This window comes from Pseudomonas sp. GD04158 (genome assembly GCF_029834875.1).
Taxonomy (GTDB): domain Bacteria; phylum Pseudomonadota; class Gammaproteobacteria; order Pseudomonadales; family Pseudomonadaceae; genus Aquipseudomonas; species Aquipseudomonas hydrolytica.
Genome location: NZ_JAODYT010000022.1, coordinates 1 through 16742, shown reverse-complemented (window position 1 = coordinate 16742; position 16742 = coordinate 1). Strand labels below are relative to the sequence as shown.

Annotated in this window: 17 protein-coding genes; 10 read left to right on the top strand and 7 right to left on the bottom strand. The window is 66.5% G+C overall.

The genetic code is table 11. The annotated features are described in order from the left end of the window. Positions 1–83: 83 nt before the first annotated feature. The 7 genes from N7333_RS10870 to N7333_RS10840 all read left to right on the top strand — a co-directional run bounded on the left by N7333_RS10870 (position 84) and on the right by N7333_RS10840 (position 8574). Positions 84–1031: an alpha/beta fold hydrolase gene (locus N7333_RS10870; protein WP_279858824.1), complete on the top strand. Its 948-nt coding sequence runs from the start codon at positions 84–86 to the stop codon at positions 1029–1031. 158 nt (positions 1032–1189) lie between these two features. After that, positions 1190–1696, top strand: coding sequence for a TRAP transporter small permease subunit (locus tag N7333_RS10865; protein ID WP_011920866.1), 507 nt, complete (start codon positions 1190–1192; stop codon positions 1694–1696). Further along, positions 1696–3021 (top strand): TRAP transporter large permease subunit, encoded by a 1326-nt coding sequence (locus tag N7333_RS10860; protein WP_003246875.1) that lies wholly within the window; start codon positions 1696–1698, stop codon positions 3019–3021. The genes N7333_RS10865 and N7333_RS10860 overlap by 1 nt, the downstream gene beginning before the upstream one ends. A 135-nt stretch (positions 3022–3156) precedes the next feature. Continuing rightward, the gene (locus N7333_RS10855; protein ID WP_003246876.1) at positions 3157–4194 is read left to right on the top strand and encodes a TRAP transporter substrate-binding protein; all 1038 of its coding nucleotides are present in this window, start codon (positions 3157–3159) and stop codon (positions 4192–4194) included. Between the two features lie 340 nt (positions 4195–4534). Continuing rightward, positions 4535–5908 carry a glutamine synthetase gene (locus tag N7333_RS10850; RefSeq protein ID WP_011920867.1) on the top strand — a complete coding sequence of 458 codons (1374 nt, stop codon included), beginning with the start codon at positions 4535–4537 and terminating at the stop codon, positions 5906–5908. A gap of 99 nt (positions 5909–6007) precedes the next feature. After that, entirely contained in the window at positions 6008–7396 is a 1389-nt protein-coding gene (locus N7333_RS10845) for an aldehyde dehydrogenase family protein (RefSeq protein WP_129482802.1), read from the top strand. An 8-nt stretch (positions 7397–7404) separates the two neighbouring features. Beyond that, complete coding sequence (locus tag N7333_RS10840; RefSeq protein ID WP_129482803.1) at positions 7405–8574, top strand: iron-containing alcohol dehydrogenase; 1170 nt, start codon at positions 7405–7407, stop codon at positions 8572–8574. 113 nt (positions 8575–8687) lie between these two features. Here N7333_RS10840 and N7333_RS10835 read toward each other — a convergent pair whose 3' ends face one another. The 7 genes from N7333_RS10835 to N7333_RS10805 form a co-directional block, all read right to left on the bottom strand. Further along, entirely contained in the window at positions 8688–9221 is a 534-nt protein-coding gene (locus tag N7333_RS10835; RefSeq protein ID WP_129482804.1) for a hypothetical protein, read from the bottom strand. 55 nt (positions 9222–9276) lie between these two features. Then, the gene (locus N7333_RS10830) at positions 9277–9759 is read right to left on the bottom strand and encodes a hypothetical protein (protein WP_003246881.1); all 483 of its coding nucleotides are present in this window, start codon (positions 9757–9759) and stop codon (positions 9277–9279) included. Beyond that, complete coding sequence (locus tag N7333_RS10825; RefSeq protein ID WP_003246882.1) at positions 9760–10116, bottom strand: DUF6152 family protein; 357 nt, start codon at positions 10114–10116, stop codon at positions 9760–9762. Between the two features lie 107 nt (positions 10117–10223). After that, positions 10224–11489, bottom strand: coding sequence for an Hsp70 family protein (locus N7333_RS10820; RefSeq protein ID WP_129482805.1), 1266 nt, complete (start codon positions 11487–11489; stop codon positions 10224–10226). Positions 11490–11556: 67 nt separating this feature from the next. Continuing rightward, positions 11557–12531 carry a lysylphosphatidylglycerol synthase domain-containing protein gene (locus N7333_RS10815; protein WP_003246884.1) on the bottom strand — a complete coding sequence of 325 codons (975 nt, stop codon included), beginning with the start codon at positions 12529–12531 and terminating at the stop codon, positions 11557–11559. 192 nt (positions 12532–12723) lie between these two features. Next, positions 12724–13161 (bottom strand): YqaA family protein, encoded by a 438-nt coding sequence (locus N7333_RS10810; RefSeq protein WP_011920871.1) that lies wholly within the window; start codon positions 13159–13161, stop codon positions 12724–12726. Positions 13162–13195: 34 nt separating this feature from the next. Further along, complete coding sequence (locus tag N7333_RS10805; protein ID WP_003246886.1) at positions 13196–13924, bottom strand: VC0807 family protein; 729 nt, start codon at positions 13922–13924, stop codon at positions 13196–13198. A 167-nt stretch (positions 13925–14091) separates the two neighbouring features. On the opposite strand from N7333_RS10805, the gene N7333_RS10800 reads away from it, so the two are divergent. From N7333_RS10800 to N7333_RS10790, 3 genes are all read left to right on the top strand, one after another. Further along, complete coding sequence (locus tag N7333_RS10800) at positions 14092–15015, top strand: substrate-binding domain-containing protein (protein ID WP_003246887.1); 924 nt, start codon at positions 14092–14094, stop codon at positions 15013–15015. 94 nt (positions 15016–15109) lie between these two features. Then, positions 15110–15862, top strand: coding sequence for a transporter substrate-binding domain-containing protein (locus N7333_RS10795; protein ID WP_252576725.1), 753 nt, complete (start codon positions 15110–15112; stop codon positions 15860–15862). Between the two features lie 81 nt (positions 15863–15943). Then, a partial coding sequence (locus N7333_RS10790; RefSeq protein WP_279858823.1) for a type II secretion system F family protein occupies positions 15944–16742 on the top strand: 799 nt, incomplete at its 3' end.

Below are 16742 nucleotides of genomic sequence, written 5' to 3'. Positions count from 1 at the left end.
AGGCGATTCCCTCTTCCGGGCGATAGGCGTGTTTGCGGTGTCTGGCTAGCATCGCGCCTCTCGCTCCGCTGAGGACTGCATCGATGAAACGACTCGCCCACGTGCTGCTCGGCCTGTTGCTGGTGTTCGGGCTGACCCTTGCCGGCTTCGTCGCGCTCAACTGGGCGCCGGATCGTCCTCTGGACGAGCTCAAGGCGCGCTGGGCGCCACCGCCTTCGCAGTTCGTCGAGCTCGATGGCCTGTCCGTGCACCTGCGTGACCAGGGCCGGCGCGACGATCCCGAGCCCATCGTCCTGCTGCACGGCACCTCGGCCAGTCTGCACACCTGGGAAGGTTGGGTGACGGAGCTGGCCAAGCAGCGCCGGGTGATCAGCCTGGATCTGCCCGGCTTCGGTCTGACCGGGCCATTCCCCGATTGCGATTATCGCCTCGAGCGCTATACCGGCTTTCTCCTCACCCTGCTGGACAGGCTGCAGGTGCCCCGTGCGGTGCTGGTGGGCAACAGCTTCGGCGGCCAGCTGGCCTGGCGCTTCGCTCTGGCCCATCCCGAGCGCAGCGCGCGGCTGGTGCTGGTGCACGCCGCCGGCTATCCGCGCAACGCCGAATCGGTGCCGATCGGCTTTCGCCTGGCGGGCGTCCCGGCCCTGGCGCCGGTGATGAGCCGTTTGTTGCCGCGCGCGATGATCGAGTCGAGCCTGCGCAACGTTTATGGCGATCCAGACAAAGTCGATGACGAACTGGTCGAGCGCTACTACCAGCTGACGCTGCGCGAGGGCAACCGCCAGGCGCTGCGTCAGCGCTTCGCCCAGGCGCCCAGCGGCGAGCTGCACGAGCGCATCGGCGAACTGCAATTGCCGACGCTGATCATCTGGGGCGGGCGTGATCGCCTGATTCCGCCGGACAATGCCGAACATTTCGCCGCCGACATCGCCGGCAGCCAGCTGGTGCTGTTCGACGACCTCGGCCACGTGCCCCAGGAAGAGGACCCGCAGCGCACCGTTGCGGTGCTGCTCGCCTTCCTGGCTCGCTAGGGCTCTAGCGCGGTACTTTCCAAGCCATTGATTTTGTTCGGGGAGACATCCTTCGGCGGCGGCTGGCGCGTTTCCTGCTATGGCCTCGCGGGGCGGTTGGCTTTGGCGAATCTTCGTCTAGGCTGACGGGATAACGAACAAGAACAGCAGGAAACTGCATGCGCAAGGGCATTCGAGTTTTCGTCCGGGTCGTGGACGCGTTCAACCGGAGGGTCGGGCGTTTCGCCATGTACCTGATCTTCGCCATGCTGGCGGTGCTCCTGTACTCCTCGATCAGCAAGACCTTCTTCACCCCGTCGATCTGGACCCTGGAAAGCGCCCAGTTCCTCATGGTCGCCTACTTCCTGCTCGGCGGCGCCTACTCGATGCAGCTCGACGCCCATGTGCGCATGGACCTGGCCTACAGCCACTGGTCGCCGCGCACCCGCGCCGTCGTCGATGCCATCACCGTGTTCATGCTGATCTTCTATCTGGTGATGCTGCTGATCGGCGGCATCTCCTCCACCGAATACGCCATCGAATACAAGGAGACCAGCTATTCGGCCTGGTCGCCCTACATGGCGCCGATCAAGATCGTCATGTGCTTCGGCATCGCCCTGATGCTGCTGCAGGCCATCGCCACCTTCTTCAAGGATTTCTACGCCGCCCGTGGGGAGACCCTGTGATGAGCTACGAGCTGATCGCGCTGTTGATGTTCTCCTCGATGATGCTGCTGCTGCTCACCGGCAAGCGCGTGTTCGGCGCCATCGGCTTCGTCGCCGCAGCGGCAGCGCTGCTGCTGTGGGGCGACGGTGGCTCGGAGATGGCCTTCAGCGCGGCGATGAAACTGATGAAGTGGTACCCGCTGCTGACCCTGCCGATGTTCGTGTTCATGGGCTACATGCTCTCCGAGTCGGGCATCGCCGAAGACCTCTACCGCATGTTCCACGTGTGGATGGGCCCGCTGCCGGGGGGCCTGGCGGTGGGCACCATCTTCCTGATGGTGGCGATCTCGGCGATGAACGGCCTGAGCGTGGCCGGCATGGCCATCGGCGCCAGCATCGCCTTGCCCGAGCTGCTCAGGCGTGGCTACGACAAGATCATGATCACCGGGGTGATCCAGGCCGGCAGCTCGCTGGGGATTCTGATTCCGCCCAGCGTGGTGCTGGTGCTCTACGGCATGATCGCGCGCCAGCCGGTGGGCCAGCTGTGGCTGGCCGGGGCCATTCCCGGGCTGATGATGGCCGGCATGTTCATGCTCTATATCGCCATTCGCTGCCGCCTGCAGCCGCACATGGGCCCGCCGCTGGCCAAGGCCGAGCGCGAGCAGATCTCCTGGAGCGAGAAGCTGCGCCTGCTCAGCGCCGGGCTGGTGCCGCTGTTCATCTTCTTCTCCATGACCGGCTTGTTCCTGCTGGGCTACACCAGCCTGGTGGAAAGCTCGGCGGTGGGCGCCTGCGCAGCCACCCTGGCGGCGCTGTTCAAGGGCCGGCTGAACGGCAAGGTGATGGAGGAAACGTTGCGCAAGACGCTGGCCATCAGCTGCATGTTCATGTGGATCATCCTCGCCGCGTTGTGCTTCGGCGCGGTGTTCGACGGCCTCGGTGCGGTCAGGGCGATCGAGCAGTTCTTCGTCGACAGCCTGCACCTGGGGCCCTGGCAGATCCTGATCATCATGCAGCTGTCGTTCATCCTGATGGGCATGTTCCTCGACGACACCGCCATGCTGGTCATCGTCGCGCCGCTCTACGTGCCGCTGGTGGGGGCGCTGGGCTTCGACCTGATCTGGTACGGCGTGCTCTACACCATCACCTGCCAGATCGCCTACATGACCCCGCCGTTCGGCTACAACCTGTTCCTCATGCGCGCCATGGCCCCGCCCGAGGTGAGCCTGCGCGACATCTATGTCTCGGTCACCCCCTTCGTGCTGATCATGGCGCTGGCCCTGGTGCTGGTGATGGCCTTCCCGCAGCTGGCGCTGTGGCTGCCGCAACTGCACTACGGCGGCTGATTCACGGAAATCGGCGCGCCTGGCGCGCCAACAGTCGAGCCGGCGCCCGCCGGTCACTGGCAAGGCCGCCGCGGTGCACGCGGCGGCAATGAGCGGTTGTATTGCATCTGCATCGACACTATTGGAGAGACCAGCATGAGTACGAGACGCGATTTCCTGAAAACCGCCGCGGTCGGCACCGCTGCCCTTGGCTCGGCGCACATCTACGCCGCCGAGCCGAAGAAGATCACCTGGCGCCTGCAGACCTACGCCGGCCCAGCGCTGGCCGAGCACGTGATCAAGCCGTCCATCGATGCCTTCAACAAGGCGGCCAACGGCCAGATGGAGATCCAGCTGTACTTCGCCGACCAGCTGGTGCCCACCGGCGAGCTGTTTCGCGCCATGCAGCGCGGCACCATCGACGCGGTGCAGAGCGACGACGACTCCATCGCCGCACCGGTGGACGTCTCGGTGTTCGGCGGTTACTTCCCCTTCGCCACCCGCTACAGCCTCGACGTGCCGGTGCTGTTCGAGCAGTACGGCCTCAACGAGATCTGGGCCGAGGCCTACGGCGAGGTCAAGGGCGTCACCTGGCTCGGCGCCGGCGCATGGGACCCCTGCCACTTCGCCACGGTGCAGCCGATCACCAAACTGGCTGACCTCAAGGGCAAGCGCATCTTTACCTTTCCTACTGCCGGCAAGTTCCTCGCCCGCTTCGGCGTGATTCCGGTGACCCTGCCCTGGGAAGACGTCGAGGTGGCGGTGCAGACCGGCGAGCTGGACGGCATCGCCTGGTCCGGCATCACCGAGGACTACACGGTGGGCTGGGCCAACGTCACCAAGTACTTCCTCACCAACAACATCTCCGGCGCCTGGATCGGCTCCTACTTCGCCAACTCGGACAAATGGGCCGAGGTGCCCGAACACCTCAAGACCCTGTTCAAGCTGTGCATGGACAGCTCCAACTACTACCGCCAGCACTGGTACTGGGGCGGCGAGGCGCAGCTGCGCGTGGAGGGCGGCAAGCTGCAGCTGACCTCCATCCCCGCCGAGGAGTGGGCCACGGTGGAAGCCGAGGCGCTGAAGTTCTGGGACGAGATCGCCAAGACCAGCCCGCGCTGCGCCAAGGTGGTGGACATCTTCAAGAAGTACAACGCGCTGATGGCCAAGGCGGGGGCGCCTTATCGCGGTTGAGCCTGCGCAGCGTCAGGCGAAACCATGCGCCCGTACCCCTAGGTACGGGCGCGGTTCTATTGGCGAGGCCCCAGGTCTGTTTGGTGCGCGGCCGGCCTCGGTTGTCTGGTGCGCACGGCGCACCCTACGGTTAGTCCTGCCGGCCTGGCGCCGCGCAGGCAGATTTTTCCCGCCTCGACCTGCCATCCCGGCAATCCTGTACCACACTCAATGGGCCTGAAACGGACGCTGTCATAGGCGTCGTGCTGTGCCCATGCGCTGTCGGCCCTGCCAGGCCGGTCATGAATGCCCAGCCGTGCGCCGAACCCGCCCGCGATAACAACAAGACACAGGGGTTAGCATGTTCAAACCACGGGATGTAAAGACCCTGGGCGATGCCCGGCGCATCGTCGAGGAACGTGGCCTGAGCCACGTGAAGGTCGGTCTGTTCGACAACGATGGGGTGATGCGCGGCAAGTACATGAGCCGCAGCAAGTTCTTCTCCGCCCTGGAGCACGGCTTCGCCTTCTGCGACGTGGTGCTCGGCTGGGACGTCAAGGACCAGCTCTACGACAACGCCCAGTACACCGGCTGGCACAGCGGCTACCCCGATGCGCCGGTGCGCATCCTGCCGCACACCTGTCGCGAGATTCCCTTCGAAAACGGCATGTTGCTGTTTCTCGCCGAGTTCGATCAGCAGGCCGAGGCGGTGTGCCCGCGCGGCACCCTGCGCCGGGTGATCGAGCGCTGCCAGGCCATGGGCTTCGAGCCCTATGCGGCGCTGGAGTACGAATTCTTCATGTTCGACGAAACGCCGGAGTCGGCGCGGGCCAAGGGCTTTCGCGATCTCAAGCCGTTCACCCCGGACTGGTTCGGCTACTCGATGATCCGCAACTCGGTGCACGCCGAGCTCTATCACCAGATCCTCGAGATGGGCGAGGCGATGGATTTTCCCATCGAGGGCCTGCATACCGAGACCGGCCCCGGTGTGCTGGAGGCGGCCATCGCCTATGACCGCGCCGAGGCGGCGGCGGACAAGGGCGCGCTGTTCAAGACCTTCATGAAGGTGCTGGCCCAGCGCAACGGCCTGATGGCCACCTTCATGGCCAAGTGGTCGGGCAAGTACCCCGGGCAGAGCGGGCATATCCACGTGTCCCTGCGCGACCGTGCGAGCGACAAGTCGGCCTTCTTTGATCCCGATCAGGCGCACAACATGAGCAAGCTGCAGCGGCATTTCCTCGCCGGCCAGCAGCGCCTGATGCCGGAATTCCTGTGCATGGTGGCGCCGACCCTGAACAGCTACCGGCGTCTGATTCCCGGCTTCTGGGCACCCACCGACGCCACCTGGGGCGTGGAGAACCGCACCGCGGCGCTGCGGGTGATCCCCGGCAGCGACAAGTCGCAGCGCCAGGAGTACCGCCTCGGCGCCGCCGACGGCAATCCCTTCCTGGCCTTGTCGGTGGCCATCGGCTCGGGGCTGTACGGAATCATGCAGCAGTGGGAGCCGACCGCGCCGGTCAGCGGCAACGCCTATGCGGTCAAGCACCCCGAGGAGCTGGCGCTGCCGCGCACGCTGTGGGATGCGGCGCAGCGCCTGAAGGGCTCGCAGGCGGCGCGCGAGCTGTTCGGCGACGCCTTCGTCGAGCACTTCGCCGCCAGCCGCGAATGGGAAGAGCGCGAGTACCGCCGCCATGTCAGCGACTGGGAGCTGGATCGCTACTTCGAAATCATCTGATTCCCCATTCCCGTAGCCCGGATGCAATCCGGGGCGGCTTTTCGTCGAGTGTCCCCGGAGTGCATCCGGGCTACGAAGGCAAGATTCGTGGAGCACCTAATGAGCAAACTGCAATGCATTTCCCCCATCGACGGTTCGGTCTACGTCGAACGTCACCTGGCCTCCAACCCCGAGATCCAGGCCGCGCTTGCCCGTGCCGAGCTGGCGCAGCAGACCTGGAAACGCACACCGCTGCGTGAGCGCATCGCCATCGGTCGGCGCGCCATCGACGCCTTCGCCGCACGCGAAAGCCAGCTGGCCGAGGAGCTGTGCTGGATGATGGGCCGGCCGATCCGCTACGCCGCCGGCGAGATCCGCGGCTTCGTCGAGCGCGCCACGCATATGGCCGATATCGCCGAGGGTTCGCTGGCCGATATCCGCCTGCCGGACAAGCCCGGCTTCACCCGCTTCATCCGCCGCGAGCCGTTGGGTGTGGCACTGGTCATCGCGCCCTGGAACTACCCCTACCTGACCGCCGTGAATGCGGTGATGCCGGCACTGCTGGCGGGCAACGCGGTATTGCTCAAACACTCGGCGCAGACCCCGCTGTGCGCCGAGCGCATGGTCGAGGCCTTTGCCGAGGCCGGCCTGCCCGAAGGCGTGTTCCAGTACCTGCACCTGAGCCACGGCGAGACCGAAGCGCTGATTCGCGCGCCGACCATCAACCACGTCGCCTTCACCGGTTCGGTGCCGGGCGGGGCCATGGTCGAGCGGGCGGCGGCCGGGCGCTTCATCAGCGTCGGCCTGGAGCTGGGCGGCAAGGATCCGGCCTATGTGCGCGCCGACGCCGACCTGGCCCATGCGGTGGAAACCGCCATCGACGGCGCCTTCTTCAACTCCGGCCAATCGTGCTGCGGTATCGAGCGCATCTACGTGCACGAGTCGCTGTACGACGCCTTCGTCGAGCAGGCGGTGGCGCTGGTGCGCCAGTACAAGCTGGGGCGCTCGGATGACCCGCAGATCACCCTGGGCCCCTTGGTGCGGGCCGACGCCGCCGATTTCGTCCGCGCGCAGATCGCCGAGGCGGTCGCGCAGGGCGCCAGGGCGCATATCGACCCGGCCGAGTTTCCCCTGGATGCGCCGGGTACGCCCTACCTGGCGCCGCAGGTGCTGACCAACGTCAACCATGAAATGCGCGTGATGACCGAGGAATCCTTCGGCCCGGTGGTGGGTATCCAGAAGGTCGCCAGCGACGAGGAGGCGCTGGCGCTGATGAACGACAGCGAGTTTGGCCTGACCGCGGCGATCTTCAGCCGCGACGTCGATGCCGCCATGGCCCTGGCCGATCGGGTGGAGGCCGGCACGGTGTTTCTCAACCGCTGCGACTACCTCGACCCTGGGCTGGCCTGGACCGGGGTGAAGCACTCCGGACGTGGCTGCACCCTCTCAAGGGTCGGCTACGAGCAGCTGACCCGGCCGAAATCCTTCCACTTCAAGACTCAGCTGTGAGGCGCGCAATGATTCTCGATCAGTACCGCATGAACTGGAATTACCCCACCTCGATGCGCGTCGGCGTCGGCCGCATCAGCGAGCTGGCCGAGGCCTGCCGCCAGCTCGGCATGCGCGCGCCGCTGCTGTGTACCGACCCCGGCCTGGCCGCGCTACCGATGATCGACGCGGCGCTGCGCCAGTGTCGCGATGCAGGCTTGAACGCAGGACTGTTCTCGGCGATCAAGGGCAACCCCACCGGCGCCAACGTGATGGACGGTGTGGCGGCGTTCAAGGCCGGCGGGCATGACGGGGTGATCGCCTTTGGCGGCGGCTCGGCGCTGGATGCCGGCAAGGCCATCGCCCTGATGGTCGGCCAGGATCGACCGCTGTGGGATTTCGAGGACGTCGGCGATAACGCCAGCCGGGTCAATGTCGCCGGCATGGCGCCGGTGGTGGCGGTGCCGACCACCGCCGGCACCGGCTCGGAAGTCGGCCGCGCCTCGGTGATCACCGACGACGCGGCGCATATCAAACGCATCATCTTCCACGCGCGGATGCTGCCGGCGCTGGTGATTCTCGACCCGGAGCTGACGGTCGGCCTGCCGGCGAAGCTCACCGCCGCCACCGGCATGGACGCGCTGTCGCACAGCCTGGAGGCCTTCTGCTCGCCGCTCTTCCATCCCATGGCCGAGGGCATCGCGCTGGAGGGCATGCGCCTGGTGCAGCAGTACCTGCCGCGTGCGGTCAGTCAGGGCACCGACGTCGAGGCGCGGTTGCAGATGCTGGTGGCCTCGAGCATGGGCGCCACCGCCTTCCAGCGCGGCCTCGGCGCCATGCACGCGCTGGCCCATCCGCTGGGGGCGCTGTACGACGCCCATCACGGCCTGCTCAACGCAGTGCTGATGCCTTACGTGCTGGTGGCCAACCGCGGCGCCATCGAGCCGCAGATGGAGAAGATGGCGCGCTATCTGGCGCTGCCGGGCAGCGGCTTCGAGGCGGTACTGGACTGGGTGCTGGCGCTGCGCAGCGAAGTGGGTATCGCCCACAGCCTGGGCGAGATCGGCATCGACGATGCACGCATCGAGCAGGTCGGGCGCATGGCCGAGGTGGACCCTTCGGCGGGCACCAACCCCATCGCCTTCAGCGCCGCGCAGTACAGCGCCTTGTTCGAGAAAGCGCTGCGCGGGGCCTTGTAGCCCGGATGCAATCCGCGAGCTGTCGACCTGCTTTGCCGTAGATCTTGTAGGAGCCGGCTTGCCGGCGATCATCGCGGATCGCCCGCAAGCGGGCTCCTACAGGTTATGCGGGCTTATTCTCCAGCCTGCTCTGCCTGCAGAGCTTCCAGCGCCGGCGCGGCATAGATGCCCACTTCCACCGCCAGCTCCATCACCCGCGGCAGGTCGCTGGCGTACACCAGTACCGCCTGCAGCTCGTCGTCCAGCGGTTCGCTGAAGTCCACCAGCACATAGCCGCCGGTTTCCGGCGACAGCGCCGAGAGCTGCACCTGAATGCGGTTGAGCGCCTTGAGCGGCTCGGTCTTGGCCAGTTGCTTGGGCTTGAGCACGAACTGCACCTGCGGGCCGAAGGACTCGGTGATGCGCTGGAACAGCTCTTCATAGCTGTCGGCCTGAAACAGCACGGTATCCGGCAGGCTGCCGACCACCACCCACTCGCCCAGCGGGATGGGGAATTCATCGTCGTAGTTGACGTCCGGATTGGCGGCGAGGAAGGCGGCCGGGTCGGCATAGGCTTGCGCGGCCTCGTCGGCGATACGCGCGATCTCGTCCTCGGCCAGGCACCCGGAGCTTATCTTGGCGATCAGTTCTTCCAGCTGGGCTTTCATCGGGGCATTCCTGTTCGAGGGCGAAGGCGCGCAGGATAAGGCAAAGCACGCCGCGCTAGAAGTAAGCCAGGAGGCGGCCGAGGCTCATCACCAGTATCCACGCCAGCAGCGACAGCGCCGCCTGTAGTCGACCGAACAGTGGCGCATGCGTATCCCAGTCGCTCAACCGGGCACTCCACAGATGACGAAACAGCAGAGCATTGGCGACGCCCAGCATGATCAGCAGCAGCTTGAGCTGCAGCAGACGGTCGACTGCCAGCGGCCCGGCGTCGGCGGCGAACAGACAGATGCCGCTGCCCAGCAGGAGCAACAGGCCGGCTACCGCCAGCGGCGTCAGCGTGCGCGACACCGCTGTCAGCGGGAAGCCGCGGCCGGCGCCCAGCAGGCGCGCATCGAGCAGCAGCATGGGCCCAAGCAGCAGCACCAAGCCCAGCAGATGCAGCAGGTTGAACGCCGGGTAGAGCAGTGCCGAGCTGCGCATCTGCTCGCCCAGCGCCGAGGCTTCCAGCCAGGCGGCCCAGGCGATCAGGCTGTCCATCTAGCGCAGTTCGATGGTGCGACCGTCGACGATGATGCGCTCGGCACGGATTTCCGCGGTGCCGTCCTTGCGCGGGTAGCCGACTATGGTCACGGTCTTGCCCGCTGTGAGGTCGGCCTCCGGCAGGCCACGCGCTTGCAGGCGACTGATCGGGGCGAGGATCACCTGCCAGGTGCGCCCGTCGTGTTCGATGCTCACATCGGCGTGGGGGTTGCGATAGTTGACGCTCTGCAGCGGCACTTCCAGGGTCAGGAGCTGGTCCGCGTCGTAGGAGCTCCAGCCGTGATGAGCCTGGGCAAGGGCGGCGCTGAGCAGCAAGCCAAGCGTGGCGGTGAGAAGCAGCAGTTTCTTCAGCATGACGGGTCACCCGGTGGGCTGGTTGAACACCGGGTAAACCTAGACCCTCTGACCGGCGCTGCGGCGCATGGGCACATTTGGAAACAGAATGGGCGCGCGCCGCTGCCTCAGCCGTAGCGCTTCTTCGCTTCGATGGCCAGGCCGCTGCCGATGCTGCCGAAGGTGTTGCCTTCCACGCTGCGCGCATTGGGCAGCATCGCCGCCACGCTCTGGCGCAGCGCCGGTACGCCGCTGGAACCACCGGTGAAGAACAGCGTGTCGACCTGCTCAGCAGTGATGCCGGCATCGGCCAGCAGCTGCGTGAGGCTGGCGCGAATGCGCTCGAGCAGCGGCTCGATGGCGTTCTCGAACAGCGGCCGGGTCAGCTCGGCGACCAGGCCCGGCTCGACGCGCGACAGGTCGATAGGGCGTGCATCCTGCTCGCTGAGGGCGATCTTGCTCTCTTCCACCTGCATCGCCAGCCAGTGCCCGGCGCGCTGTTCGATCAGGCCGAACAGGCGGTCGATACCGGTGGCGTCGACGATGTCGTAACGCATGTTCTGCAGGGCCAGCTGGGTCTTCTGCGCGTACAGCGCGTTGATGGTGTGCCAGGTGGCCAGGTTGAGGTGGTAGCTGGTGGGCATGAAGGCGTCGCTCTTCATCCGGCTGCCGTAGCCGAACAGCGGCATCACCCCGGCCAGCGACAGCTGCTTGTCGAAGTCGGTGCCGCCGATATGCACGCCGCCAGTGGCTAGGATGTCGTCCTGACGCTCGGCCAGGTGGTGGCGCTCAGGGGCCAGACGCACTAGGGAGAAGTCCGAGGTGCCGCCGCCGATATCGACGATCAGCACCAGCTCCTCGCGCGCCAGGCTCGACTCGTAGTCGAAGGCCGCGGCGATGGGTTCGTACTGGAACGACACCTCCCTGAAGCCGAGCTTGTGCGCCACGCTCACCAGGGTGTTCTGCGCCTCCTGGTCGGCGCCCGGGTCGTCGTCGACGAAGAATACTGGGCGGCCCAGCACCACTTCCTCGAAGGCACGCCCGGCCTGGGCTTCGGCACGTTTTTTCAGCTCGCCGATAAAGAAGCCGAGCAGGTCCTTGAACGGCAGGGCACTGCCCAGCACGGTGGTTTCGCTTTTCAGCAGCTTGGAGCCCAGCAGGCTCTTCAGCGAGCGCATCAGGCGCCCTTCGTAGCCTTCCAGGTACTCGTGCAGGGCCAGGCGGCCATAGACCGGGCGGCGCTCCTCGGTGTTGAAGAAAATCACCGAGGGCAGGGTGATCTTGCCGTCTTCCAGGAGCAGCAGGCTGTCCTGGCCGGGGCGCAGCCAGCCGACGGTGGAGTTGGAGGTGCCGAAGTCGATGCCGCAGGCGCGGGCAGGCGTGGAGAAGGACATGGAAACGCAGGGCCGAAAAAATGGCCGCGCATTCTATGTCAGGGGCGCGGCGACGGCGAGCCGCCTGTCAGGACGGCAGGTTGGCGCTGTGCCGCCTGCTCTGCCACTGGCTCCACTCGAAGCCCAGCACCACCAGCAGCGACAGGGCGAACGGCAGCAGCAGGTAGAACACGCGGAACACGATCAGCGCCGCCAGTACGTCGGCCGGGCGGATTTCCGGCATGGCGGCGAGGAAGGTGACCTCCAGCACGCCCAGGCCGCCCGGCGCGTGGGACAGCAGGGCCAGGGAGAAGGACGCGAGGAACACGCCGAGCACCACCAGGTAACCGGGGTGATTGTCGGCCGGCAGGGCGAAATAGATGATCGCCGCCGCGCACAACAGCTCCAGCGGGCCGGCCAGCAACTGGCGAGCGACGATGGGCAGACGCGGGTACTCCACGTGCAGCTTGCCCAGCGTCCAGGGCTTGAACTGGCGCCAGGCGCCGAGTACGTAGAGGCCGACCAGCGTCAGCAGCAGCGTGCCGATGCCCACCGAGACCAGCGGCGTGATGTCGGCGACGCGGTGGATCAGGTCGGGCTGGGCGATCAGCACGCAGCCGCTGGCCAGCAGGGTGCCGAGGGCGAAGGTGAAGGAGCAGAAGACGATGAGGATGCCGATTTCCTGCGGCGTCAGGCCCTTGCTGCGATAGGCGCGATAGCGCACCACCGCGCCGGAGAACACCGAGGCGCCGATGTTGTGAGCCAGGGCGTAGGTGGTGAAGGAGCACAGGGTGATGAAGCGCCAGGGAATCTGCTTGCCCAGGTGGGCGATGGCGATGCGGTCGTACCAGGCCAGCGCCCAGTAGGCACCGAGTGTGGCGCCGGCGGCCATGAGCCAGTTCAGGTGGCTGATGGCGCGCAGGCTGTCGGCGATCTCGTCGAGGGAGATGGTGCGCAGCTCGCGGTAGAGCAGGAAGCAGGAGGCGACCACGGCGCTCAGACCGATCAGCGTCCAGATCAGATCGCTGCGTTTCAGCTTGGGTTTGGCTTCGACAACGGACACTGCGACTCCTCGCTCGGCAGCCCCGTCAGGCGATCTTGCCGGCCAGGGGGCTGTCGAGGCTAATGTTCAGCGACCTTGTAGGTCGGCTCGCGATGGCCGCGGGCAGATGGTGCCCTTCGCGGCGCGCTGCGCAGTATCAGGGAGGCACTGCTTTCGCTCAACAGGCAAGCGCGTATCGCCGTGTCGGCGTCTTCAGATCCAGGCCAGGGTAAGGGCGGCCAGCACCGCATAACGACCGGCCTTGGCCAGGGTGACGATAGCCAGAAATACCCACAGGCGCTCGCGCATCACCCCGGCGACCAGGGTCAGCGGGTCGCCGATCACCGGCATCCAGCTCAGCAGCAGCGACCAGCGACCATAGCGTGCGTACCAGGCCTGCGCCTGCTGCAGCCGCGCCGGGCTGACCGGAAACCAGCGGCGCTCGCGATAGCGTTCGAGGGAGCGGCCCAGCAGCCAGTTGACCCAGGAGCCCAGCACGTTGCCCAGGGTGGCCACCAGCAGCAGGGCCCAGAGCGGGTGCTGGCCGGCCAGCAGCAGGGCGACCAGAACGGCTTCGGACTGCAGCGGCAGCAACGTCGCCGCGCCGAAGGCCGAGAGAAACAGCGCCGGATAGACGGACAGCGTCAGCATGGCAGGAGCGCGCCGGCCGCTGGGCCGGCGAGGTTCAGGACTGCGATTCCTGGCCGCTGTTGGCCATGATCTCTTCCAGGCTCAGGCCGGTCAGGCCATGGATGGTCTTCCACAGGTAGTAGAAGATGGCCATCAGCATGATCATCGAGGGGATGGCGATCATCGGATAGCTGAGCAGAGTCATGCGCCCCAGTTCGTCGTTGAACGCCTCGGTGCCGGCCGGGCTGTTGACGATCCACTTGGCCAGCACGTAGTTCATGAACGAGGAGAAGAAGAAGGTGCCGCTGAGCCAGTAGGTGGCGCGCATCAGCCGCGTTTCGAAATGCTCGACGTGGCCGCCCTGTTCCAGGCGCTCGTGGATCTTGTCGACGTTGAGCACCGTCTTGTTGAACAGCAGGGTGCGGATCAGCGGGTAGCGGGTGCGGGTGGAAACCAGCACGGCGATGCCGATCAGCCCGGGAATCAGCGCTTCCTTGACCGCCAGCCACTGGGTGTCGAGCTTGAGCAGGCCGATACCGCCGGTCAACGCGACGCTGATCAGACCGAGCAGGGCGATGAAGTTGAATTTGCGGTACTTGATCAGCTCGAACGCGCCCCAGCCCAGCGGGAAGGCCAGTGCCAGCAGCAGCGCACCGTCGGCTCCCAGGCGATGCTCGCCGCTCAGCTTCATCAGGATGAAGGAGGGAATCAGGATACTGATGGCCAGATCGATCAGCGGACGGGGCTTGTGTGTCGGGGTACGGCTGTCGGTAGTTGCGGTCATGGTAGCTGGAGTCTGCTTAGGAGGCCCGATGATCGCCTGCCCGGCGCGCCAGGGCCAGCCCGACTGTCGGTTTGGAGTGTGAAAAAGTATGAGTCGACAGCCTGCCGACAGGCGAGAACAGGCGCCTTGCGATGCTAAAGTGATGGCACAGCCTGGGAGTTCACGTCATGCCGAGAATCGCCTGCCTATGCCATCTGCTGATCAGTGCTGCCGTTCTGTTGCCCGGCGCCAGCTGGGCGCGTGACTGCATCGGCATGGTGCCAGCCGGCAGCTCCACCTTCTGGAGCGCGGTGGAGGCCGGTGCACGGCAAAGTGCCGACGAGCTTGAGCTGGACTTGTACACCCGTGGCCTCAGTCACGATGGCGATGTGGAGGTGCAGTTGCAGCTCATCGAGCGGGTGGTGGCGCGCGGCTGCAGGGGGCTGATCATCGCCCCGACCGGGCAGGCCATCGAGTCGCGCGTCGCGGCCCTGCGCGCGCAGGGCATCCCCACGGTGTACATCGATCGTGATATCGCCGGAGAGGGTGCCTACGGCCTGGTCGCCACCGACAACTTCCTCGCTGGGCAGCTGGCCGGGCAACAGCTGGCCGAACTGCTGGGCGGTCGTGGCCGGGTCGCCCTGCTGCGCCTGCGTCAGGATTTGCAGTCGACCCGCGAGCGCGAACGCGGCTTCCTGCTGGCGGCGCAGGCGGCCGGTCTGGAGGTGGCCTTTGACGCCTATCTGGGCGACGACCGGGAAGGCATCGTCGCCGCCCTGAGCGAACACCTGCCCCGGCTCGATGGCCTGTTCAGCCCCAATGGCAGCAGCACTCGCGCGACCCTGGCGGCCCTGCGCCAGCTGGGCAAGGCCGGGCAGGTGCGCTTCGTCGGTTTCGATGGCGGCGATCTGCTGTTCGATGCCGTGCGCCAGGGCGAGATCCAGGCATTGTTGCTGCAACAGCCGCAGGCCATCGGCGATCATGCGGTGCGCCTGGTGCAGCGCGCCTTGCGTGGCGAACCGGCTGCCGCGCGTCTGCGTCTGCTGCTCGAGCCCCGCGTACTCACCGCCGACAAGCTGGCCGAGATGGCCTCGCCAGAACAGCCTTGGTGATGCACGAGACGGGCGTTTATCATCCTTCGCCTGGTCGCCCTGAATTGGCTGTAGGGCGCGCCCTAGACGGTGGCGAACGATGATTCGGAATTGCATGGCCGGTGTTCTTGTGCTGCTCTGCTGCCTGAGCGCGGCGGCTGCCGAGCTGAGGCTGTACACCGAGGATTACCGGCCGTTCAGCTATCTCGAAGAGGGGCGGCCGAGCGGCATGGCGGTGGCGGTGGTCGAAGAGCTGATCCGCCGTACCGGCGAGGTGGCGCGCATCGAGCTGGTGCCCTGGACCCGCGGCTACCACCAGGTTCGGCAGCAGGCCGATACCGCCCTGTTCTCCACCGTGCGCACGCCGGCGCGCGAGCCCCTGTTCCACTGGGTCGGGCCGATTGCCCGCGGTCATACGCGCTTCTACAGCCTCAAGGAGTCCGGCGTGCGCGTGGCCAACCTGGACGATGTGCGTCAGCTCGGCACCCTTGCCGTGCCCAAGCAGTGGTACAGCTACGAGCTGTTGCGCGAACAGCAGATGGAGAATCTCTACGGGGTGCCGACCCCGCAGGACATGTTGCGCATGTTCCGCCATGGCCGGGTCAAGCTGCTGCTCGCCAACAACCTCACCCTCGATGGCATGTTGGCCGAGCAGGGCATGCACGCCAGCCAGTTGCAGGAACAGTTCGACCTGATGCCCAACGACTCCTACATCGCCTTCTCGCGGCAGACCGATCTCGAACGCGTGGCGCGTTGGCAGCGTGCCCTGGACGAGATGCGCCGGGACGGCAGCCTGGAGCGCATCTACCGGCAGTGGTTTCCCAGCGCCGATGACGAGGCGCTGGCCGAGCTGTTGCGTGTCGATTGAATCGCGCCTTGCTGACCTCGGACTGGAGGTGCGCGCGGCAGGCTGGTTAACCTGTGACTTTCCCCTGTGACGAGCGCACTGATGCCCCGTACTTCCAAGCCTCTCGACCTGAACAGCCGCGCCCAGCTATTTGCCCACCTGGCGGCGATGGAGCGGGCCGGTGTGCCGATCGACCAGGCACTGGCCGGGCTGATGCTTGGCGCCCGCCATGAGCCGGCCGTCAGGCGCCTGCGGCAGATGGTCGGCGGCGGGCGCGACCTGGCGAGTTCCGGCCAGCTCAGTGGCGTATTCACGCCATTGGAGAGCACCCTGGTACGGGCCGCGCAGGAGGCCGGCGGACTGGCGCATATTCATGAACAGTTGGCCCAGCGTTACGCCGAGCAGGCCAACCATGCCGCTGCCCTGAAGTCCCGCCTGCTTCTGCCCGCCGGCATTCTGCTGCTGGCGCTGGCGGTCAAGCCTCTGCCGGCATTGGTGGGCGGTGCCCTCGGCCTGGGCGGCTATCTGGCGCAGGTGGCGTTGCCGGTACTCTGGCTGCTCGGCCTGTATTTCGGTGTGCGCTGGCTGTGGCGCCGTTGGCAGCTGCGTGCCGCGGCGCAGCCCACTGCGCTGGATGATCTGATCCTGGCCATGCCGCTGCTGGGCAGCCTGCAGCGGCGGGCCGACCTGCGCAATTTCTGCGACAGCCTGGGCCTGTTGCTGGAGGCCGGCATGCCGGTGCTCGACGCGCTGCCGCGTGCCTGCGCGGCGCAGAGCAATGCCCGCCTGCGGCGGGATTTCGCCAACCTGGCGCCGCGGGTGGCGGCCGGACAGTCGCTGGCGCGTGCGTTCGATGCCCTGGCGTTCCCCGGCAAACCCATGCTGATGGCCGTGCTCAATA